This window comes from Pseudomonas cannabina, assembly GCF_900100365.1.
Lineage (GTDB): Bacteria > Pseudomonadota > Gammaproteobacteria > Pseudomonadales > Pseudomonadaceae > Aquipseudomonas > Aquipseudomonas cannabina.
Genome location: NZ_FNKU01000001.1, coordinates 293,933 through 316,123, shown reverse-complemented (window position 1 = coordinate 316,123; position 22,191 = coordinate 293,933). Strand labels below are relative to the sequence as shown.

19 protein-coding genes and 2 pseudogenes are annotated in these 22,191 nt (G+C 59.3%); 14 read left to right on the top strand and 7 right to left on the bottom strand.

Annotated features, from left to right (window positions below; translation table 11 throughout):
- Positions 1–10 precede the first annotated feature (10 nt).
- The 7 genes from BLT55_RS01500 (at position 11) to BLT55_RS01470 (ending at position 8,061) form a co-directional block, all read left to right on the top strand.
- A complete protein-coding gene (locus BLT55_RS01500; protein WP_054999486.1) occupies positions 11–1,027 on the top strand; it encodes a formamidase in 1,017 nt (338 codons plus the stop codon).
- Positions 1,028–1,032: 5 nt separating this feature from the next.
- Positions 1,033–1,719, top strand: a complete 687-nt coding sequence (gene biuH, locus BLT55_RS01495; protein ID WP_054999487.1) for a biuret amidohydrolase — start codon at positions 1,033–1,035, stop codon at positions 1,717–1,719.
- Between the two features lie 2 nt (positions 1,720–1,721).
- A complete protein-coding gene (locus BLT55_RS01490; protein WP_054999488.1) occupies positions 1,722–3,257 on the top strand; it encodes an ABC transporter ATP-binding protein in 1,536 nt (511 codons plus the stop codon).
- On the top strand, positions 3,254–3,931 hold the full coding sequence (locus BLT55_RS01485; RefSeq protein ID WP_007248437.1) for a cysteine hydrolase family protein: 678 nt from the start codon (positions 3,254–3,256) through the stop codon (positions 3,929–3,931). The genes BLT55_RS01490 and BLT55_RS01485 overlap by 4 nt, the downstream gene beginning before the upstream one ends.
- On the top strand, positions 3,931–4,326 hold the full coding sequence (gene hpxZ / locus BLT55_RS01480) for an oxalurate catabolism protein HpxZ (protein ID WP_054087476.1): 396 nt from the start codon (positions 3,931–3,933) through the stop codon (positions 4,324–4,326). Before BLT55_RS01485 ends, hpxZ begins: the two co-directional genes overlap by 1 nt.
- Positions 4,323–5,009 carry a GntR family transcriptional regulator gene (locus tag BLT55_RS01475; protein WP_054999489.1) on the top strand — a complete coding sequence of 229 codons (687 nt, stop codon included), beginning with the start codon at positions 4,323–4,325 and terminating at the stop codon, positions 5,007–5,009. Before hpxZ ends, BLT55_RS01475 begins: the two co-directional genes overlap by 4 nt.
- Positions 5,010–5,814: 805 nt before the next feature.
- Entirely contained in the window at positions 5,815–8,061 is a 2,247-nt protein-coding gene (locus BLT55_RS01470) for a putative bifunctional diguanylate cyclase/phosphodiesterase (protein ID WP_054999605.1), read from the top strand.
- Positions 8,062–8,076: 15 nt separating this feature from the next.
- Here the strand turns inward: BLT55_RS01470 and BLT55_RS01465 are convergent, their stop codons facing one another.
- Positions 8,077–9,447 carry a GntT/GntP/DsdX family permease gene (locus BLT55_RS01465; protein ID WP_054999606.1) on the bottom strand — a complete coding sequence of 457 codons (1,371 nt, stop codon included), beginning with the start codon at positions 9,445–9,447 and terminating at the stop codon, positions 8,077–8,079.
- 359 nt (positions 9,448–9,806) lie between these two features.
- On the opposite strand from BLT55_RS01465, the pseudogene BLT55_RS01460 reads away from it, so the two are divergent.
- Positions 9,807–11,065: pseudogene (locus tag BLT55_RS01460) on the top strand (sensor domain-containing diguanylate cyclase).
- A 50-nt stretch (positions 11,066–11,115) separates the two neighbouring features.
- Here BLT55_RS01460 and BLT55_RS01455 read toward each other — a convergent pair.
- From BLT55_RS01455 to BLT55_RS01445, 3 genes are all read right to left on the bottom strand, one after another.
- Positions 11,116–12,132, bottom strand: coding sequence for an SMP-30/gluconolactonase/LRE family protein (locus tag BLT55_RS01455; RefSeq protein WP_054999607.1), 1,017 nt, complete (start codon positions 12,130–12,132; stop codon positions 11,116–11,118).
- A gap of 15 nt (positions 12,133–12,147) precedes the next feature.
- Positions 12,148–12,717 (bottom strand): cupin domain-containing protein, encoded by a 570-nt coding sequence (locus BLT55_RS01450; RefSeq protein WP_054999608.1) that lies wholly within the window; start codon positions 12,715–12,717, stop codon positions 12,148–12,150.
- A 106-nt stretch (positions 12,718–12,823) separates the two neighbouring features.
- Positions 12,824–14,563: a dipeptidase gene (locus BLT55_RS01445; protein WP_054999609.1), complete on the bottom strand. Its 1,740-nt coding sequence runs from the start codon at positions 14,561–14,563 to the stop codon at positions 12,824–12,826.
- 267 nt (positions 14,564–14,830) lie between these two features.
- Here BLT55_RS01445 and BLT55_RS01440 point away from each other — a divergent pair, with 267 nt between their 5' ends.
- Together BLT55_RS01440 and BLT55_RS01435 are read left to right on the top strand one after the other, a co-directional pair.
- Positions 14,831–15,040, top strand: a complete 210-nt coding sequence (locus BLT55_RS01440; RefSeq protein WP_007248424.1) for a hypervirulence associated TUDOR domain-containing protein — start codon at positions 14,831–14,833, stop codon at positions 15,038–15,040.
- Positions 15,041–15,225: 185 nt separating this feature from the next.
- Positions 15,226–15,945, top strand: coding sequence for a carbonic anhydrase (locus BLT55_RS01435; RefSeq protein ID WP_042912296.1), 720 nt, complete (start codon positions 15,226–15,228; stop codon positions 15,943–15,945).
- A 184-nt stretch (positions 15,946–16,129) separates the two neighbouring features.
- On the opposite strand, the gene sodC is transcribed toward BLT55_RS01435, so the two are convergent.
- The 3 genes from sodC to BLT55_RS01420 all read right to left on the bottom strand — a co-directional run bounded on the left by sodC (position 16,130) and on the right by BLT55_RS01420 (position 18,276).
- A complete protein-coding gene (gene sodC, locus BLT55_RS01430; RefSeq protein WP_054999610.1) occupies positions 16,130–16,654 on the bottom strand; it encodes a superoxide dismutase family protein in 525 nt (174 codons plus the stop codon).
- Between the two features lie 246 nt (positions 16,655–16,900).
- Entirely contained in the window at positions 16,901–17,911 is a 1,011-nt protein-coding gene (locus BLT55_RS01425; RefSeq protein ID WP_054999611.1) for a zinc-dependent alcohol dehydrogenase family protein, read from the bottom strand.
- Between the two features lie 56 nt (positions 17,912–17,967).
- On the bottom strand, positions 17,968–18,276 hold the full coding sequence (locus BLT55_RS01420) for an ArsR/SmtB family transcription factor (RefSeq protein ID WP_074799869.1): 309 nt from the start codon (positions 18,274–18,276) through the stop codon (positions 17,968–17,970).
- 143 nt (positions 18,277–18,419) lie between these two features.
- Between BLT55_RS01420 and BLT55_RS01415 the strand changes: the two genes are divergently transcribed.
- From BLT55_RS01415 to BLT55_RS01405, 4 genes and pseudogenes are all read left to right on the top strand, one after another.
- Positions 18,420–19,217 carry a transporter substrate-binding domain-containing protein gene (locus BLT55_RS01415; RefSeq protein ID WP_054999613.1) on the top strand — a complete coding sequence of 266 codons (798 nt, stop codon included), beginning with the start codon at positions 18,420–18,422 and terminating at the stop codon, positions 19,215–19,217.
- Positions 19,218–19,323: 106 nt separating this feature from the next.
- Positions 19,324–19,872, top strand: a pseudogene (locus BLT55_RS34625) (MCP four helix bundle domain-containing protein); the annotation flags it as partial.
- 36 nt (positions 19,873–19,908) lie between these two features.
- Positions 19,909–20,976, top strand: a complete 1,068-nt coding sequence (locus tag BLT55_RS34620; protein ID WP_412778950.1) for a methyl-accepting chemotaxis protein — start codon at positions 19,909–19,911, stop codon at positions 20,974–20,976.
- Between the two features lie 153 nt (positions 20,977–21,129).
- Positions 21,130–22,137 carry a hypothetical protein gene (locus BLT55_RS01405; protein ID WP_054999614.1) on the top strand — a complete coding sequence of 336 codons (1,008 nt, stop codon included), beginning with the start codon at positions 21,130–21,132 and terminating at the stop codon, positions 22,135–22,137.
- The last annotated feature ends 54 nt before the right edge of the window (positions 22,138–22,191 follow it).

Here is a 22,191-nt window from a genome sequence, read left to right as displayed (position 1 = left end):
GAGGCATGACATGGCCAGTGGTATTGGTGGTTTGAACAAGTCGCCCAACGGCGTGGTGATCGGCCTGGCGCAACTGGCGCTGCCCGATCCCCACACCCGCGAGGCGTTGTGGGCGCAAACGCAGAAAGTGGTCGGCATGGTCGCCAAGGCGCGGCGCAGCAATCCGGGCATGGACCTGATCGTGTTTCCCGAATACTCCCTGCATGGCCTGTCGATGAGCACCGCACCGGAGATCATGTGCAGTCTGGACGGGCCGGAAGTCGTGGCGCTACGCGAGGCGTGCAAGGAGCACCGTATCTGGGGCTGCTTCTCGATCATGGAAGCCAACCCGCACGGCAACCCGTTCAACAGCGGCCTGATCGTCGATGACCTCGGCGAGATTCGTCTGTACTACCGCAAGCTGCATCCGTGGGTGCCGGTCGAGCCCTGGGAGCCTGGCGATCTGGGCATTCCGGTGTGCGACGGGCCGCGCGGCAGCAAGCTGGCGCTGATCATCTGCCACGATGGCATGTTTCCGGAAATGGCCCGCGAGTGCGCCTACAAAGGTGCCGACATCATGCTGCGCACCGCCGGTTACACCGCGCCGATCCGCCATTCGTGGAAAATCACCAACCAGAGCAACGCCTTCACCAACCTGATGCAGACCGCCAGCGTGTGCATGTGCGGCTCCGATGGCACGTTCGATTCCATGGGCGAAGCCATGTTCGTCGATTTCGACGGCACGATCATGGCCGAAGGCGGTGGCCGCGCCGACGAAATCGTCTGCTGCGAACTGCGCCCCGATCTGGTCCGCGAAGCACGTGTGCACTGGGGTGTCGAGAACAACATCTATCAGTTCGGCCATCGCGGTTATGTGGCGGTCAAGGGCGGCGCGCGCGATTGCCCTTACACGTACATGCACGACCTGACCGCTGGCCAGTACCGTCTGCCCTGGGAGAAGGACGTGCTGCACACCGACGGCAGCTCATGCGGTTTCGCCGCGCCCGAGCGCGAATTCAAGCCCACGCCCAGCAGTTGGAAGGAGTAAACGCCATGAGCGAACGCCACGTTGATTCGGCGCCCTACCCCTGGCCCTGGAACGGCCAGTTGCATGCACACAACACGGCGTTGATCGTGATCGACATGCAGACCGACTTTTGCGGCGTCGGCGGCTATGTGGACAGCATGGGCTACGACCTGGCGCTGACCCGCGCGCCCATCGAACCGATCAAGGCGCTGCTGGCCGTTATGCGCCCGCTCGGCTTTACCATCATTCATACCCGCGAGGGCCATCGCCCGGACCTCAGCGACCTGCCGGCCAACAAACGCTGGCGCTCGCAGCGCATCGGCGCGGGGATCGGCGATCCCGGCCCGTGCGGCAAGATTCTGGTGCGCGGCGAACCGGGCTGGGAAATCATCGACGAGCTGGCCCCGCTGCCCGGCGAAATCATCATCGACAAACCCGGCAAAGGCTCGTTCTGCGCCACCGATCTGGAGCTGATCCTGCGCACGCGCGGCATCGATAACCTGATCCTGACCGGCATCACCACCGACGTCTGTGTGCACACCACAATGCGCGAAGCCAACGACCGCGGCTTTGAGTGCCTGCTGCTAGAAGACTGCTGCGGCGCAACCGATCCAGGCAATCACGCAGCGGCGCTGAGCATGGTCAAGATGCAGGGCGGCGTGTTCGGCGCTGTCAGCCATTCTTCGCTGCTTCGCGATCTGCTGGAGGCATGAACATGCGCGCCTCGAGCCTGGAAACCATTGGTGTCAGCAAACATTTCGGTGCGTTTCGCGCGCTGGATGAAGTGTCGTTCAAGGTGCGCGCTGGCACCGTCCACGCCCTGCTCGGCGAAAACGGCGCGGGTAAAAGCACGCTGATCAAAGGCATCATTGGCTACAGCCCGCTGCAATCAGGCAGCATTCTGATCGACAACCGCGAGCGTGCGATTCGCACCCCACGCGATTCGCATCAGTTGCAGATCGGCATGGTCTATCAGCACTTCACCGTCGCGCCGGGCCTGAGTGTCGCGGAAAACCTGGTGCTGTCGCGAGGTGATCTGCCGTGGCGGATCAACTGGGCTGCCGAGCACGAGCGCCTCGAAGCGTTCATGGCAAACATGCCCTTACGGCTCGACATCCACCGGCCGGTCAGCAGCCTGGCCGCCGGTGAAAAGCAAAAACTGGAAATCCTCAAACAGCTGTATCTGCAGCGTCGGCTGGTCATTCTCGACGAACCCACCTCGGTGCTCACGCCGCAAGAAGCCGATGAAGTGCTGGGCCTGATGCAGGCCATGGCGCACCGTGGCGAATTGACCGTGCTGATGATCACCCACAAATTTCGCGAGGTCAGCACCTACGCCGACGACGTCACGGTGTTGCGCAAAGGCCGCTGGGTCGGCAGCGCAGCCGTGGCTGACACCAGCACTCAGCAAATGGCCGCCTGGATGATGGGCGAAGCGCAGCTGCGTAGCGTGAGCACTGAGCGCCCGCTATCGGCGGCCAGCGCGCCGCAATTGCAGGTAGAAAACCTGGGCGTGCCGGGCGACAAGGGCACGCTGGCGGTAAAAAACCTTTCGCTGGCGGTGCAACCGGGGGAAATTGTCGGGATTGCGGGCATCTCCGGCAACGGACAACGCGAAATCACCGAAGCGCTGCTCGGCCAGCGACCGTTCAGTGCGGGAAAAATCGCGGTCGACGGCCAGCCTTACCACGCCCGGCGCGAACAGATGCAGCGCTTGCGGGTGTTCAGTCTGCCGGAAGAACCCTTGCGCAATGCCTGTATTGGCGGTTTCAGCGTCGCTGACAACCTGGCCCTGCGCAACTTCGACCAGCCGCCCTTGTGCCGTCAGGGCTGGCGCCTTGATCGTCGTGCCATCGGCGCGCAGGCCAAAACACTGATCGAGCAGTTTCAGGTTTCGCCCAACGATCCGAACCGGCCGATCGGCACCTTGTCGGGCGGCAACGTGCAGCGCGCCGTGCTGGCCCGCGAACTGACTCGTGACGTCGCCGTACTGATTGTCGCCAACCCGGTGTTCGGCCTGGACTTCGCCAGTGTGGCGCTGATCCACCAACGTCTGATCGACGCGCGCAACAACGGCACAGCGGTTCTGCTGCTCAGTGAAGACCTCGACGAACTGCTGAGCCTGGCGGATCGCATTGTGGTCATTCACGACGGCGAGCTGGTTTTTGCAACCCCCGCTGCGACCGCCGACCGCACCGAGCTGGGTCGGCACATGGCCGGTGCCGAACAGTATTCCGAGGTGTTGGCATGATCAGCCTGCCGGCGCGCCCTTCCCCTTTCCTCTTCGAGCCCTCGCGCACAGCGGTGGTGATCATCGACATGCAGCGCGATTTTCTGGAACCCGGCGGGTTCGGCGCCGCGCTGGGCAACGATGTCGCGCCGCTGCAAGCCATCGTGCCCGTCGTACACCGGTTGCTGACGCTGGTGCGCGATCAGGGCATCACCGTGATCCACACCCGGGAATCCCACCACCCGGACCTGTCCGATTGCCCGCAAGCCAAACTTGAGCACGGTTCACCGGGGCTGCGCATCGGCGATCCGGGGCCGATGGGGCGCATTCTGGTTCGCGGCGAGCCCGGCAATCAGATCATCGATGCGCTGACGCCCATTGCCGGCGAATGGATCATCGACAAGCCCGGCAAAGGTATGTTTTTCGCCACCGATCTGCACGCCCTGCTTGCCGAAGCGGGCATCATTCACCTGATTTTTGCTGGCGTCACCACTGAAGTCTGCGTGCAGACCAGCATGCGCGAGGCCAATGACCGGGGTTATCGCTGCCTGCTGCTCGAAGACGCCACCGAAAGCTATTTCCCCGCATTCAAACAGGCCACGCTGGACATGATCACCGCGCAAGGTGCGATTGTCGGGCGGGTTGCTGCACTGGCGGATCTGGAGCAAGCGTTGCAAACCAGGAGCACACACTGATGGACATCAACCTGCCGCATGTGGTCGCCGAAGTGACCCACGCCTTCAACGACTACGAACGCGCCCTGCTGGCCAATGAACTGGCCACGCTGGACGCCTACTTCTGGAATTCCGAACAGACCGTTCGCTACGGCGTCGCGGAGAACCTGCACGGCGCCGACACCATTGCGCGCTATCGACGCCAGTGTCAGCCGGTCGGACCGGGCCGCACGTTGTTGCGTACCGTGATCAGCACCTTTGGCGAAGACTTCGCCACCGTCAGTACCGAATTCCACGATGGCGTGACTCAACGTCTGGGACGACAAATGCAGACCTGGGCTCGCCTCGAGGGCGGCTGGAAAGTCGTTGCCGCACATGTCAGCATTGACCTGAGCAGCCTGGAGCCACGCCCTTGAATCCCCCGAACACCACCAACGCGCTGGCAGAAGACGTCTATCGCCGGCTCAAGCAGGAGATTTTCGACTTTTATCTGCTGCCTTACGACCGGTTTACCGAAACCCAGCTGGCAGATCGTTATCAAGTCTCGCGAACCCCGATACGTGATGCGCTCTATCGCCTGCAACGCGAAGGCTATCTGGATGTAGAGTTCCGGCGCGGCTGGTCAGTCAGACCGCTGGATTTCAACCAGATCGATCAACTCTACGACCTGCGCATCGTGCTTGAATGCGCAGCGATCGAACGCATCTGCGCCTCCTCCGACGTGCATCCGGAACTCGATATCCTGCGCGAACACTGGCTGATTGCTCCCGAGCGCAGGCAGGTCGACATGCAAATCGTTGCCGACCTCGATGAACAGTTTCACACGCAATTGGTGGCGGCCTCAGGCAACCTGGAAATGGCCCGGGTTCACCAGGAAGTCACCGAACGCATCCGCATTGTACGCAGGCTGGACTTCTTCAAAAGCGCCCGCATCGAACACACCTACCTCGAACACGCCGCCATCCTCAACGCGCTGCAGGCGCGCAAACGGGATGAGGCGTTATTGCTGTTACGCTCACACGTGGAAATCAGCAAACTGGAAGTGCGCAAACTGACGATCTCCATGCTCACCGATGCGCGACGGCGGCATGAGGCTTGAAGGTTTGACGCTCCACAGTTCAACTTCACGGAGGACAGACCAATGCGTGAGCGCAAGTCTACACGCGGCCGGGCCGGGCAAATCTCAGGGCCGCTTCGCAGCCCATCGCAGCCGTCGTAACTTCCTGAAGCTCCTACGCCTACGGCAGAAGCCGCTCTGTGGGCTTGTCCGAAAACCCGGGTGGCGGCAGGAGCGGACCGGGCGTCGCTTCGCTTGTGTGGGAGCGGACTTGTCCGCGAACTGCCGGGAACCGGCAGCAAAATGGTATATGCGGTACATCAGGCAAAACCAAGGTTCCTGTTTCAGGGCCGCTTCGCAGCCCATCGCAGCCGTCGTAACCTCCTGAACTCCCACGCCCTACAGCAGAAGCTCCATTCTTTCCCTCACCCCGGCCACTCGTAAGGAGAAGAAAACCAAGAATCTTATCCAGTAACGCATCAGTCGAGACCCATGCCGCCAACTCGTCTGGATAGATTTGATCCCATGCAACCTTTCCAAACCCACCCTGTCGTAACCATTAGCGCGTAATGGCACTTAGTTATCAACTCGCTTTCAGCTCATAACACCGCAAACCATGACTGCAAACGCCGCGAACGATTGACCGCCAGGCGACGTGGGCAAGTCTTTGCATCGACGAGATGTCGAGTAAAGCGTCAGGCCCGCAGGAAAAGCACACAGCAAACAGCTGAATCAATCAGACCATCTCTCCGCGCAGTTGGAAGAGGTCCACGGAACGGGTCCACGACTGACGCTCTGCTGCACACGAGCCAGACCTTTCATGCACACCATTCAGGAACAGCGATTGATGACCCCTCAGGGCTATGAGCACGACCACGTCATACCGACGAATAATGAAGAAGTTACCAAGGTATTGCAGGCCGCTGGTCGTTCTGCCTCGTGTACCGCCGGTGTGCTGATGGTCTACAGCGCGACCGCCTGGGAGCCGATTGCCCGCTTCGGTTCGAGTTGCCCTGAAGCGGATGAAACATGGTTGAGGATGGTTTCATCCTACGGCGATGTGGTGCTTGTCGGTCAGGACAGCCCGGCGAGTGCAATCGACAAGAGCGCCGGTGGGCGCACGTTGATCTACGTCGCCATTCGCGGCTTCCGGCATGAATTGCTCGGCGCCATGTTGCTGAGCAACAGCAGTCCCCAGAGCGGGTTGAGCCCTGCGCAACGATACGCGTTGCAGGCCCAGGCCGCCCTAATGCGCACTCATTTGCAGCCCGAGCGTGAGCACGAAGCGAGTAACCCGCTGGTGGGCTCGTTCGAACGCCTGCGCTTGCTCGAGTCGGTTGTCATCAATGCCAATGACGCGATTCTTATCACTGACGCGGAGCCGATCGATCTGCCGGGCCCGCGCATCGTTTATTGCAACCCGGCGTTTCTGGCGATCACCGGCTTCACTGAAGACGAAGTCATTGGCCGTACACCGCGAATACTTCAATGCGAGGACACCAGCCGCGAAACGCTGGATGTCATTCGCGAGGCGCTCACGCACTGGAGACCGGTTGAAGTCGAGCTGCTCAACACCCGCAAGGACGGCAGCCAGTTCTGGGTCGAATTGAGCATCGTGCCGGTGGCCAACGAAAAAGGCTGGTTTACCCATTGGGTGTCCGTGCAGCGCGATATTACCGAGCGCAAAGAGTCTCAGCAGTTGACCCAGCGGGCGCGTCAGGAGAGGGAAGAAAAACTCGCGCTACAGAGCCGGCTGGAAGAGCGCGAGCGCATTTCCGAAGAACTGGCCTATGTTGCTTTTCACGATGAGCTGACGTCGCTGCACAATCGTGCGTATCTCATGAACGAACTGACCAGGGCATTCGAGACCCTTGACCCTCGGTACGAGCGGGCAACGGTGCTGTTTCTGGATCTGGACGGGTTCAAGGTCGTCAATGACAGCATGGGTCATCTGGCTGGCGACCAACTGCTCAAGGGCGTGGCGAACAGATTGCAGATGTGCGTCCGTTCGAATGACGTGCTGGCGCGAATCGGTGGTGACGAGTTTGCGATACTGTTGATGGGCAAGGATCAACCGGACACTGCGGTAAAGATGGCTGAACGCATCGTCAGTCAATTACACACGGCATTGCAGATTGAAGGGCAGGATATTTTCATCTCGTGCAGCATCGGCATCGTTACTGCGGGGGAAAGCCATACAAAACCCGAAGAGCTGCTGCGTGATGCGGATGTTGCGATGTACTCCGCAAAAAAACAGGGCCGAGGACGCTGGAGCATCTTCAATGCGTCGATGCGCGAAGCAGCGATCGATACGCTGGTCATTCAGAACGCGTTGCGTCAGGCACTGGAAGACAAAGACTTCCTGGTCTTTTATCAGCCGATCTACAGCGGCTCCAGTGAACATCTGGTCGGGGTCGAGGCGCTGGTGCGCTGGGACCATGCATCCATGGGCATTATTTCCCCCGAGGCGTTCATCCCGATTGCCGAAGACCTGGGGATCATTCATGAGCTGGGTGCCTGGGTCATGCACAGGTCCTGCAGTGAAGTGCAGGCGTGGCGAAAGGCGTTCTCTCATCTGGACCTGAGGCTCAGTGTCAACGTGTCCGGAAAAGAGCTGAGTCACCCCGGCTTCGTCGAACAGGTGACCCGGATAATTGCATCCACCTGTCTGCCTGCGACGCAACTTCAGATCGAAGTCACCGAATCGGTTTTTCTCTATCAGCCCGATGCGATCGCCGAGATTCTCCGCCAGATCAGACAGCTTGGCGTGCGCGTGGCACTCGATGACTTCGGCACCGGTTACAGCTCGCTCGGCTACATCGACCGCTACCCGATCGATGCGGTGAAGATCGATCGATCGTTCGTGTCCAGAATGATGACGTATGAACGCAGCGAAGCCATTGTCAGCAGCATCCTGTCCCTGGGGCGAGCACTCAATCTGGACATAACGGCAGAAGGCGTCGAAACGGCAGAACAATACAATCGCCTGCGGAAAATGGGCTGCCCCTATTTTCAGGGTTATCTGTTGAACAGGCCGATGCGATCAGAGGCGCTGTTGCGCATTATCAGATCGGCTGCCGAATGCAGTGTCTGAGTGACCCGCTGCATTTCACGTCAACCAGTGCCACAACAGTGATGTGCCGATCAGCCCGACCAGCGAGACGATGGTCTGCAACACCGACCACACCCAGAGCGTCTGTTTCAGCTGCAGACCGAAGTATTCGCGGACCATCCAGAAGCCGGCGTCGTTGACGTGGCAGAAGAACACCGAGCCGGCACCGATCACCAGCGCAATCAGCGACGCTTGCACCGGCGCCAGACCGGCCATCATGGGCGCGAGAATACCCGCCGTCGTAGTCGTCGCCACGGTGGCTGAACCGGTGGCCTGGCGCAGGGCCACGGCAATCAGCCAGGCGAGCAACAGATAAGGCATGTGCGCGCCTTCCGCCACTTTGCTGATGGTCTGGCTGACCCCGGCATCCAGCAGCGTCTGTTTCAGACCGCCACCTGCGCCGATGGTCAGCAACAGCACGGCAATCGGTGCCAGGCTTTTACGCAGCATTGCGCCAACATGCTCGCGAGACAAGCCATTGGCCCAGCCCAGGCAAACGGTTGCCGCCAATACTGCGATGCCCAGGGCCACCAGCGGCTCGCCGAGAAACTTCAAAGTCAGCGCAACACTGCTTTCGGTTTCCAGGGCGACCTTGGCCAGGGTGCTGCCGAGCATGAGAATCACCGGCAGCAGGATGATCAGCAACGATACGCCGAACCCTGGCTGACGGCTGGCTTCAGGCTTGGCGCTGAACAACTCGCCCAGTTCGGCAGGCTGTTCGATGTGCATGCGCCCGGACAACCAGTTGCCATACAGGGGGCCGGCGAGAATCACCGCGGGCACTGCGATGCACAGCCCCAGCAGCATGGTCAGCCCCAGATCCGCGTGCAGCGCACTGACGGCGATCAGCGGTCCGGGATGGGGCGGCATCAGCGCGTGCAGGGTGGTCATGCCCGCCAGTGCCGGAATGGCGATTTTCAGCAGCGGCTGCCCGGACTGACGCGCCATGACGAAGATAATCGGCACCATCAGCACCAGACCGACTTCGAAGAACAGCGGCAGGCCGATGACCATCGCGACCAGCGCCATGATCCACGGCAGACTCTTGCCTTTGCCCAGTTTGAGCAAGGTAGACGCAATGCGATCCGCAGCGCCGGACTCCGCCATCAACGCTCCGAGCATCGCGCCCAGCGCAATAATGATCCCCGCTTCACCGAGAATGCTCCCGGCGCCTTTGCTGAAGGCTTTTGCAACCGACTCTGCCGGCAAACCTGCGCCTATCCCGGCAATGAACGTACCGACCAGAATCGACAGAAAAGGCGGAAGCCTGGTCGCGCTGATCAACACGATGATCGTGGCAATGGCAATCAGGCAGCAGATGATCAGCCGGGTGTCGTGAAACACCCAGGCAGCAGACGATAAATCCAATTCAGGTCCCCTGTCGTATGGTTAAGTGCGGGCGCCCATCGCGAGCACCGGCCTGGAAATAGAAATAATTGGTTTCAATATTTTCAGACGATACCGGAATGCGCCATGACGTCGCGAATAAATATGGATTCAACGCAGGTTTTGCCGCCCGGATTTTCAAACTGAAACGCCCGTTCAGGCCGCAATCACGGCCCGTTCGGTGAAGATGCACCGCATAGGCTATGTGGGTATAGTGCGAAGGCAACGAGTGTTCAGGGCACGCGGTCCAAACGGCAGCCCCCGCTATTATCAAGGCATTGCGTCATACACTGTCTGATCAGAGCTGCGGTCAATCACAGGATCACTCGACGGGAAATCAGATGACCTCATCCAGTCAGCGTCTGGCCTTGCTTGAAGCAGTTGTCGAGCAGTCATTCAATGCCGTATTGATCACCGATGCCGAAATGACCGGGGGCGGGCCGTTCATTGTCTACGTCAATCCGGCGTTTTGCGCGATGACCGGTTATGCCGCAGAGGATCTGATTGGCGTATCGCCAAGGATTCTGCAGGGGCCGGAGACCGACCCGCAGATCATCGAGCGAATGCGCCGCTGCCTGAGCGAACGTCTTTTCTTCGAAGGGTCGACGATCAATTACCGCGCAGACGGAAGCCCGTATGTCGTCGAGTGGAAGATTTCCCCAGTGCGCGATGAAGCGGGCGTCGTGTGCAATTTCGTTTCCGTCCAGCAGAACATCAGCCCGCGCATTCGCGCCGAACGCGAACAGTACCTGCTGGCCCAGGCACTGAACGCGGCGCTCGATCCGATCATCATCACCGACCGCAATTCCGTCACCGTATTTGTCAACGAAGCCTTCCAGAACATTACCGGGTACAGCGCGACCGAGATTGTCGGCCAAAACCCGGGGATGCTGCGCTCGGGCAAACACGATGAGGCCTTCTACGCGCAGTTCAACGAGACGCTGGCGAGCGGCGAGCCGTTTCGCACCACGTTCATCAACAAGCGCAAGGACGGCTCTCTTTTCTACGCAGAACACAGCATCTCTCCGCTCCGTGATCTGGAAGGGAAAATCACTCATTACGTGAGCATCAGCCCGGACGTCACCACCCGCATGGGACGCGAACAGCAACTGCTGGAGTTTGCCCACAGCGACCCGCTGACCGGCCTGGACAATCGCCGCGCGGCCGAACATACGCTGGAGCGTCTGATCAACACGACGCGGGTGTCGGGACGCCCTTCAGCCTGATCATTTGCGACATCGACCATTTCAAGCAGGTCAATGACCTCTACGGACACCCCGCCGGCGACAGCGTGTTGAAAAGCGTCGCCGACATCCTTAAACACCAGGTCCGAATGTTCGATGTCCCAGCCCGCTGGGGAGGCGAAGAGTTTCTGGTACTGGTGGCCGACAGCTCGTTGAATCAGGCTGCCGAACTGGCCGAACGTTTGCGCAGGGGTGTTGCCAGTCTGGAACTGACCGAAACCGGCTCCATCACCATCTCTCTGGGCGTCGCGGAACTTGAGTCAGGGGAGACCGCCGCCAGCCTCATTCAGCGCGCGGACAAGGCGCTTTATCAAGCCAAGCGCCTGGGGCGCAACCGGGTAGAACGTGCGAGCTGATCACCCGGCTGGCGCGCCGCATCGCCTCGCCAACCTCCCGCGTGCCGTGATCAGGGCCGGGCGCCTTTGACCAGTGCCGGTATTCTCAGCACTTTGTTCGCCGCCGTGATGTACACCCACGGCTGCGAACCTGTCGAACAGAACGTCAGGTTGCCGGTGTCTTTCGCAGCAATCAGCAGCTTGCCCAACAGCTCACCCTTGGCAGAAAACACCTGAATGCCCTCTTTGCTGCTGCTCCAGACATTGCCCTGCTCATCGACCTTGACGCCATCTGCGATGCCCGGCGAGACCTCGACAAACGTCCGCCCGTTGCTCAACGCGCCATTGTTCACCTGATAGACCATGATGCGATGCGCCAGCTTGGGGTTCTTGAAGTCATGGGCCAGTTGCGAATCGGCGACGTACAACAGACGCTGATCGGGCGAAAAGGCCAGGCCATTCGGAGAATGAAGCCTGGGCGTCTCGAGCCTGGTCAGTTCGTTACGCTTCGGGTCGTAGCGATAAAGGTACTCACCGCCCTGCTCTGGCTTGCCTCCGTAACTCTCCGCCTTGTTCAGCACGCCGAAGGTCGGATCACTGAACCAGATGTTGCCGCTGTCATCGACGACAACATCGTTCGGACTGTTCAGGCGCTTGCCCTGGTACGTGTCGACCAGCGTGCGCCACTGACCGTCTGCCTCCCGACGCACAATTGCCCGTTCGCCATGGGACGCGGCAATGACGCGCCCTTCGGCATCCCGTGCATGACCATTCTGGTAATGGGCAGGGTCGAGCCAGGGGGTAACGCCCTCACCCTCTTTCCAGCTCATGACCTTGTTCGCCTTTACATCGCTCCAGATCAGTCGCCCGTCAGCGAGACAGAGTGGACCTTCCGCCCACTGTGCATCGGCGGTAAGTACCTGCGCTTTGGCACCGGGTGCAATCAGCCGGGTGAAGCGGGCATCGTTGTCCACCACCGATATCGGCGAGGCCGGGTCTGACGCCAGCGCTGCATTGGCCATCAGAAATGCGCTACCCAGCAGCAGAGCGAAGGTTTTTTTGCCTGGTCGGCCAAAGACTCGATTCATACAGATGTCCTGATATCAATACGCGCATGCGCCACGAGTACGTTTGGCAGCAGCTTTAGGCTTGAGTTTCACGATCAACTGCACGTTGGGCTGATCACCCACAGTGCGGCTCAGATGCCCGACCCGATCGTCATCAGGACGCGCTTTGGCGGTGCTGTCGGCATTGAACTGCATCTCGCCCGGCCCCTGAACCAACACCGTGCCATCGGTCGTTTCCACCGACCATTGACCCTGCAGGGTAATGACCCACTGCGGGCCGGGGGCGTGATGCCAACTGCCGACGTAACCTGGCGGCAGAACGGCGTAGGCAATGCTCTCGACCTCATCGGGCGATACGCCAATCCATTGAGGCTCGGCCGGCGGCGCATAGCTTTTGAATTCAAGCCCCTCGATCCGGCAATGATCGACATGAGTCGCGCCCTTTTCGTCCGCCCACACGGTGGCGTATTTGACAGGCGGCTGAAGCTTGCCATTGCTGGTGGTGCTGTCCGATGAGTTGCCTGGCACGGCGGTGACTGCGGCTATGGCGCTGCTTGCCGTGCAGGCGACAAGACTGACGAGTGCGAGGGTGAAGAGTGTTTTCACAGGTAAATCCTTATGCACACGAAACCGAATGGTAAAGCGTCGGTTTCTTCCTGGCTTGGATGTTTCAGAGAAAAGGGCCCGCCGCGAGACAGACCCACGTATGGCATTACAGCTTCGGCAACTGACCGAGACGACTCATCATTTCGGTCACTATTTGCAGGTCCAGCAGGAACTGCCCGGTGGTCTTGAACTCGCTGTCCGTGTGGCCGGTGTACTTGACGTCGGGCCTGGCCAGGCCGAATTGCACACCGTTCGGCAAATCATGGACCGATGTCGCACCGGCAGACGTACCGAACTTATGCTCCATCCCCAGATTCTCGCTGGCGACGGCCAACAGTGTCTTGACCCATTCACCCTCCGGGTTGCGATACATCGGCTTGGCAATCGAATAATCGAACGCAGGTTTGATATCGGTTTTCTTGCTCCAGGCCGCAAGCTTGTCGGCGATTTCTGCCTTGAGCACGTCCGCAGACTTGCCCTTGGGCACGCGCAGGTTGACTGCGAGTTTGAAGACCTTTTCATCCATCGCAACATAGGTCAGAGAAGCGGTCAGCGGGCCCATGAACTCATCGGAGAAACCGATGCCCAGCTTGTTGCCCAGATAATCCAGCCCCCAATTGTCAGCCGCATATCGCGCAGCGTCCGTGATGTGGTTGTGCTTGAGCGCAACGTTACCTTCCAGGCTGTTGATGAAGTCCAGCATCCGTGCAACCGGATTGACGCCGGACTCAGGGTCGGATGAGTGTGCGGATACGCCGGTGATCGTCAGCTTGACGTCTTTGCCCTCGACCTTCGCGGCCACTTCGAAGTTGCCGCCGTTGCGCTTGATGTAATCAGCGCCCGCCTGTTGCAGGCTGGCTGCAAGCTCCGCAGGCGTGTCAGTTGTCAATGTGGCGACCGACTTCGACGGAATCTGGTTAGTGGCCATGCCGCCGGTCACCGAGGTAATTTCCGCGCCCTCGCCTTGCGCCGCTCTGCGGGTAAAACCGGCCATGACCGTGCCGTAGCCTTTTTCGGCAATGACCACCGGATAGCTGCCATCCAGCGCCAGGTTGTAATCAGGCGTCGGGTTGCGTTCAAAGTAATAAGGGATGGCGTCGCCAGTCGTTTCTTCAGTCGTGTCGATCAACAACTTGAAGTTTCTGGTCAGCGGCAGCTTCTCTTCCTTGATCACCTTCATGGCATACAACGACACCACGATGCCATTCTTGTCATCCTCGGTGCCGCGCCCGTACATGCGATCACCGATCAGCGTGACGTTGAACGGGTCCAGCCTGGTACCGTCCGGCAGCACCCAGTTTTCCGGCGTGACCGGCACCACATCGGCATGAACATGAATGCCGACGACCTCATCACCGGCGCCATCGAGCGAGATTTCGTAGACACGGTTATCGACGTTGCGAAACTTCAGGTTGAAGCTTTCGGCAAGGCGCTTGATCGTGTCGGCGATCTTGATGAATGCCGGGTTGTCATGCTGCGCAACGCCGTCGACCCGAACAGTGGGAATCGCTACCAATTCGCGCAGGGTTTCGGTGGCTGCACTGCCGTATTTCAAACGGGTGTAAAGACCGAGCAAACGATAGACATCGTTCTGCTGCGTTTCGGACAGTTTACCGTTAGCGAGAAACGCACTGATGGCCGGTTCCAGATTGGCGCTCCTGGCGACATCGCTTTTACTCAGGCCTGACAGGAACTGCCTGAAATCGGTCAGCGATGCCTCACTGGACGTCTTGAGAATGGCCGCGCTCTGTTGCTCGGTGATGTTGGCGTGTGCAGCGCTGGCAAACATTGAAAGACTGGCCAGCATCAGCGTCGCAGCAGCCAGTTTTTTAAGGGCAAAGTTCATTGTCGTGGGCATTCCGTGGCGAAAGTTCTGAAAATCCTGATCGCTCGATCAGAAAGCTTTCAACGTTACACCACGACACAATGATGCGGGAACCCCGGGTTGAAATATGGAGGGCGGGGTGCTCTCTCTTGGTTACGCATTCAACTGGACCTGTTGAGCCGAGAACGAGCACTGTCATCTATCCACGCCAATGGAATTCCCCCGCCGCCGCCGACTCCCATTAGTGACTGGCAAAACGCCAGAAAAATTACCGAGAGAGGAAAGCCCATGAGCACTTCATTCAAGGTTGGCGACGCTGTGCGCTGGAATTCAGAAGCAGGTGAAATACAGGGCAAGATCACTAAAGTGCATGTCAAGGATGTGGAGTTCATGGGTAAGCACCGGCCGGCCTCGAAAGATGCGCCGCAGTATGAGGTGAAAAGCGACAAGACCGGCCACTCGGCGTTGCATCATGAAGACGCGCTAAAACCTGCTTGATTGTGCAGTGTGCGCGGTCAGGCACGTCGAGTGAGCTGGTCATCTCGGCATCCGCGACACGTATCGAAATAAATACAATTGGAAATGAAATTCCAGTGGCTGTATGAAGTGGACAGGTCCCGCATCCAGCGCCGCCTGGGCGGGATCCAATCGCTCTTTGACAGTTAACAAGCCCGAGGCTTCTTATGAATTCGTCCCTGTCCCGCCGCAAAGTTCTTCAGTGTGCGTGTTGTCTTCCTGTCGCCGCAGCGCTGATGGAATTCCCGTCTATGGCCCAGGCTGCTGCGCCGACGTCTCCACGTACCGTCATGACCGCCGACCAGGCGCTCAAAGCGCTGCGTGATGGTAATAATGCGTTCATGACGGACAAGGTCATCAAGGTCGAGAGCGACCGTGACCGGCGTCTGGAAATTGCCAAAGGTCAGACGCCGTTCTGCATCCTGATCTCCTGCTCGGACTCACGCGTACCGCCGGAACTGCTGTTTGGCCGTGGCCTGGGTGAACTGTTCATCGTGCGCAACGCAGGCAACACCGTGGATACCGCAGCACTGGGCTCGATTGAATACGGTGTCAGCCAACTGGGTGTGCCGCTGGTGGTGGTAATGGGTCACGAGAAGTGCGGCGCGGTGGCTGCTGCCGTATCAGTGGTCGAAGACAGCACGGTTTATCCGGGCGCGATAGGCCAGATGATCGAACCTATTCTGCCAGCGGTGTTGACTGCCAAGGCCAGAAAAGGTGCAAGCCTGCTGGAAGACTCGGTCAAGGCCAACGTTCAGCGCACCGTTGCACGCTTGCGCACGGCGTCCGAGCCGACCCTGATGAATCCGATCAAGGACGGCAAGGTCAAGGTGGTTGGCGCTTACTACAGCCTGGAAAACGGCAAGGTCGATTTCTTCGACGTCTGAGCCACGCGGGTTTTAACGCACCTCATTCAGCGCACGGACTGCGCTGATCGTTGCGCACAACAGACCTTTTGTGCGGCACTGTCGCCAGCTAATAAAACTCTATCGATGCGGTTCAGCCTGCCTTGAGCAGAAACCTGTTCAGGGCGTGCCTGCACCCCATCGGGCACAGGCACAAGGCACATAATCACCCCACGATCACACCACAAGCAGCCCGATCACCGCCACCGCCCAATGGTTTGGGCATATCGGCATGGTTGTCGCCGCCCGCGTGGACCATCAACGCGTGACCTTTGATTTCAGACAATTTCTTCAAGCGCGGCGCCAGTACCGGGTAATCCGCTTTGCCGTCGGCTGTCACGTACAACGCAGGCAGGTCACCGAGATGACCGTCAGCGTAAGGGCCAAGGTGCTTGCCGGTCTTGGCCGGGTCAAAGTGCCCGCCTGCTGCCAGCGCTGCTACCTTGGCACCGTCTTTGGTACCCGCCTCGCAGCTAGCGTTTTCATGCACGTGAAAACCGTGGATGCCCGCAGGCAGACCGGTGAGTTTCGGGGTGAACAGCAAACCGTAGTCGGTTTCGCTGACCGTCACGCTGCCGATGGGTTTGGGCGCGCCGTCGGCACTGACCATATTGATCGGAACGTCCAGCGATGCCGCCTGGGCACTGAGGGAAAAAGCGCCAAGCAGGCCCAGCCATAGATGAGTTTTCATAGGTTTCAATGCATCCCTGTTCTGGTAATCAGATTGGACGTCGTCCTGAGCAGCGTGCTTGTGCATGCCGCACAACGTCCGTGATGTCACAGAAGCTGTGACCACAGCCAGGCGGAGTTTGATGCAAAAGAATGCGAACGGGTCGCCGGAGGAATTGATGCAAAACGTCACTGCCAGCAGGTCGACGTGCCTGTCGACCTCCCGGCAGCAAGGGCCTGCGCATCAGAATCTACGCAGAGCAGAGAATCAGATATCCAGGCAGATCTTGCCGAAATGCTGGTTGGTTTCCTGATACTTGAACGCTTCGACAATGTCGGTCAGCGGGAACGAACGGTCCATGACCGGACGCATGCCGTTGGCGTCGATGGCGCGAATCATGTCCTGTTGCTGGGTGCGGCTGCCGACCAGCACGCCCTGCATGCGCAGTTGTTTGACCAGCGCCGGAACGAATTCCAGCTGACCGGCGACACCGCTCAGAATGCCGATGACCGAAATATGGCCGCCCACTCGCGCAGCGTTCATCGAGTGCTGCAGAGTCGATGGCCCGCCGACGTCGATAATGTGGTCTACACCGCGCCCACCGGTCAGCTTGCGGGCCGTCTCGCCCCAGTTGCTGTCTTTGCGATAGTTGATCAGGTGGTCGGCGCCCATGGCCTGCAAACGCTCCAGTTTTTCATCGCTGGAAGACGTCGCGATCACCGTTGCACCGACCATCTTGGCAAACTGCAAGGCGAAGATCGACACGCCGCCAGTGCCTTGCACCAGCACGGTATCACCGGCTTTCAGCGAATCATCGACCATCAGCGCACGCCAGGCGGTGAGGCCGGCAGTGGTCAGCGTTGAAGCTTCAGCATGGCTGTAGCCCAACGGCGCGCGCGTGAACGAGGTGGCACGGGCCGTGACCTGGTGGCGAGCGTAGCCGTCGACGCCATCGCCCGGCACCGTGACAAACCCTTCAACCAGAGGCTCGCCGCTGATCCACTCCGGGAAGAACGTGCTGACGACTGAATCGCCAACCTTGAACTCGCTGACGCCCTCGCCTACCGCTGTGACCACACCCGCGCCATCGGCCATGGGAATACGCTTTTCAGTCGGCGCCCACATGCCGGTGACGACGGCGAAATCGTGATAGTTGAGCGAGTTGGCGTGCAGACGCACGGTGATTTCACCGGCTTTCGGTGCCAGCACTTCGCTGTCGCCAACGCTGACCTGATCGTAGCCGCCGCCGGCCTGCACGTAGATAGTGGTGTTACTCATGGTCAATCTCCTATCAATTCAACATTACGCAAAATGACGAAATGTATAAACAAAACTTAAAGTTCTTTCTTGAGCCGATCGGCAAACCGGTCGATGGCCAGTTCGTCACGGCGGAAGTAAGTCCATTTGCCAATCCGCGTGGCCTGAACCAGTCCGGCACGTTGCAGGATAGCCAGGTGCGCAGACGCCGTGGACGCCGACAGATTGGCCTTGGCCTGAATGTGCGACACGCACACGCCTATCGCCGGATCACCGTGGTCCTGGGGAGGGAAATGGGCTCGCGGGTCTTTCAGCCACTCCATGATCAACATGCGAGTGTCGTTACCGACCGCTTTGATTTGCTCAAGAATCATGGGGCGCAACATTACGCTTTTTTACGAAATGTTCAACCCCTGATTTGAAAAATGCAGAGAATGCATAACCTGATTGCTGCTTCACATCGGCATGCCAAATAAAGCACTCTGTCACATTTATATAATCAAACGCACAGTCGCGAGCACCCCGCCCCATGATCAATCTGAAATACAGCGCACTGACCGTTCTGTTGTCGGGCATGACAGCTATGGCTCCGGCACAGGCTCAGGAATCAAACTCGCATCTGGACAAGGTCATTCAGACGGGCCAGCTGGCGGTCTGCACCACGGGCGATTACAAGCCCTATACCCTGTTGCGCGAAGACGGCGAATACGAGGGCATCGACATCACCCTGGCCCGCTCGCTGGCCAAGAGTCTGGGCGTCACGGTGCAGTGGGTACCAACGACCTGGAAAAACCTGATGCCTGACATAGTCGGTGGAAAATGCGACATCGGCATGGGCGGCATTTCGGTCAGCCTGGAACGGCAGAAGAAAGCCTTCTTCAGCAACACCCTGGATATCGACGGCAAGATCCCGCTGGTGCGTTGCGAGGATCAGGCGTTGTACCAGACCGTCGAACAGCTCAATCAGCCTTCAGTGCGCCTGATCGAGCCTGCCGGTGGCACCAACGAGGCATTCGCCCGTGCCCATCTGCCGAAGGCCTCGCTGGCCTTTCACGACAACAAGACCATCTTTCAGGAGTTGCTGGACAAGAAGGCCGACGTGATGATCACCGATGCCTCCGAAGCGCTTTATCAACAGAAACGCATGCCGGGCCTGTGCGCCGTGAATCCGACCCGCTCCCTGCAATACGGCGAAAAAGCCTATCTGTTGCCACGCGACGATGTTGCCTGGAAAGCCTATGTCGACCAGTGGCTGCACCTGAGCAAGGCCACCGGCGAGTATCAACAAGCGCTGAGTGAGTGGCTGGCGGTACCCGCCACCCCCTGATAGATATTATTTAGCCATTACCTAAAGTCGGGATTTTCGACGCCGATAGCTACTTGATCCCCGGTGCAAATGACCAGGCCCTCGATAGCTTTCATAGGGAAATCCCATGATCCAGACTCAAACGCCTGCTGACGGCCTGACCGTAAAACAGCGATTGATGGCATCTACATTCGCCATCATCGCTGCGTTTATCGCGCTGTCGGTGTTCATGATCCACACGCTCAAGACATCCACTGAAAATGTCGATGCGCTCTACAGCAAGGATTTTCTGGCCACCGAAGCGGTTAACAATATCGACGGTGCGCTCACCCGGGTGGACATCAATATCTTGCGCATGATCGCCATCGGCAACCCGGAACAGACGGCGGGCTGGAAGAATGAAAACGAGGCTGCTTTCGCCAGACTCGACGAGCTGACCGTCCAGCTGAGCAAGAACACCGCAGAAACCCTCGATGTGAACCTGACCCAACAGTTGCAGCGCGACTACGTCAAGTTACGTGACGGCATGCGACACCAGACCACCGTGATCCAGACGGGTGATATCGCCGCGGCGACCACTATTAACCGGACCGAGGTCAAACCTTTTGCCGAGCAGGTGTTCAAGACCCTGCAAACGCTGCGCGAACAAGGCAAGCAACACGCAGGCGAACGTTTCGCCGATCAGGAATCCAGCGCCACCCAGGCCACCAACCTGTCCATCGGCGCTACGCTGGCGATTGCGATATTGGGCGTGATCGTGACCCTCATGACCATACGCAGCATCCTTTCAGCGATTGATGGCGAGCCAAGCAACGTCGCGACGCTCACCCGCACCATCGCCCGCGGCGACTTGAGCAGCCCGATCACTATCAGCGCCAATGACACGTCCAGCGTCGCGGCTGCGGTGTTCGCGATGCAGACCCAGCTGCGCGAAACTCTGCAACAGATTTCAAGCTCTGCGACCCAGCTGGCCGCCGCTGCCGAAGAGATGACGGCCATCACTGAAGACGGTGTGCAGGGTATCCAGCGTCAGAACAACGAGATCGATCAAGCCGCCACTGCGGTCAATGAAATGACCAGCGCAGTGGAAGAAGTGGCGCGCAACGCCGAGCATACGGCGCGCTCGTCGAGCAATGCGACCAGCGCTGCGCAAGACGGTCTGGGGTTGGTCAAAAAGACCGTGACCTCAATCAATACCATGAGCACGGATGTGCAGAAAACCGCGACCCTGATCGGCGAACTGGCCGGTCAGTCGCGCGACATCGGCAAGGTGCTGGATGTTATTCGAGGCCTTGCCGAGCAGACCAATCTGCTCGCGCTCAACGCCGCGATCGAAGCTGCGCGCGCGGGCGAGGCCGGGCGCGGGTTCGCGGTCGTGGCGGATGAGGTCCGTGCCCTGGCTCATCGCACTCAGCAATCGACCAGCGAAATCGAACGTCTGGTGACCAATATCCAGAACGGCACCGAACGCGCCGTAGGCTCCATGCGCGGTAATACCGAGCTGGCCAGCGAAACGCTTGGCATTGCCGAAGGCGCCAATGAATCGCTGACCGTCATCAGCGCTGCGGTGAGCGAGATCAACGATCTGAATCTGGTGATCGCCAGCGCTGCCCAGCAGCAGGCCCACGTAGCTCGCGAAGTGGACCGCAACCTCATGAACATCCGCGACCTCTCGGCACAGTCATCATCGGGCGCACAACAGACCGCCAGCGCAAGCCGCGAGCTGTCGACGCTGGCGCTGGACCTGAACAACATCGTGGGACGTTTCCGCCTGTCCTGATGCCATTCGTACCCCTTGCGTCACAGCGCGAGGGGTACAGCCGAGTAACGGGTCCCACCCTGCCCGCCGCTTTTCAGCGCATTGCACATATTTTGTTGCAAGCGCTTTGCGCCTGAAATAGCGTGTTGTCCTGGATGAACACGGACGATTCGCATGAAGCCCAGCAAGCCCATCACCCGCGCATTTTGCGTCGAATTGCAGCAGGAGCTGTCGATTGCTGCTGCCCGACGCGAATACTTCTCCCAGGAGCCACCCCGCGCGCGATTCGAGTTTCTCTGCTCGAACGAAGCCTGCCGGACGCTGGGGGCCAAGGTGACCGGGGTACGCTACGACGTAAAACCCCAAGACAACCCGACCTTCGTCGCCGCACATTTTCGGGCCAATCCGCACTACGATCACCATCCGGGCTGTGAATGGGTGGACGCGAACGCTGAGGAGGAGGCTGAGGAGCCGAATGAGGAGACCGATGCACAGACGCGCGTGCGCAAGGCGAAACGCAAGCTGGATGACTACATCGACGTTTTCGACCCGACCTTGAAACAGCCAGCCATCAAGCAGCCAGCCAAAGATGCGTCCGGCCCGGAAAAGGCTGGCGCTACGGAGCAACGTCCGCCCGTCGCCGACCCGCCAACAGAACCTGCTGCACCGAAGTCACCCCGTTACAGCGAGACGCGGACCAACAATCTCGAGCGGCTGGTGGACAGCTATCGCCAGGCCAAAGCCGAACTGTCGCTGGAAGATTTCAAGCTGCTGAAACTCAAGGTGCCCGGCCAGGGTGAAATTTCCCTGCGTTCGTACTTTCGTCACATGAAATACGCAAAACCGGGTGACAACGGCCGCGTCCTGTATGGCGGAGGGCTGGTCGAGCAGCGCTACGGGCCCGGATTCAAATTCAAGTTCTTCGACCGCCTGGAAGGCAAGCTGGTGACGCTCTATGTATCACCTGCACACATGCAGGCTTATCGTTCCAGCCGTTACATCAGTGAACTGTTGAGCCACGCCGACGCGGTGAAGTTTTTCACCGTTTATGCACTGGGCAACCTCACTCAAAGCCCGTCGGGCAAGAGCTACAGCCTGGAAGTCGACGACTTGCGGCACTTGGCAATCGTGCTGGGCCCAGCGAAAGAGCCGGTTGAGGAAGAGACGGCGACTGCGTCCTGAGCGGCGTACCAATGCGAGTATTGGCACGCGCGTTACTTCTTGTCAGGTACTCAG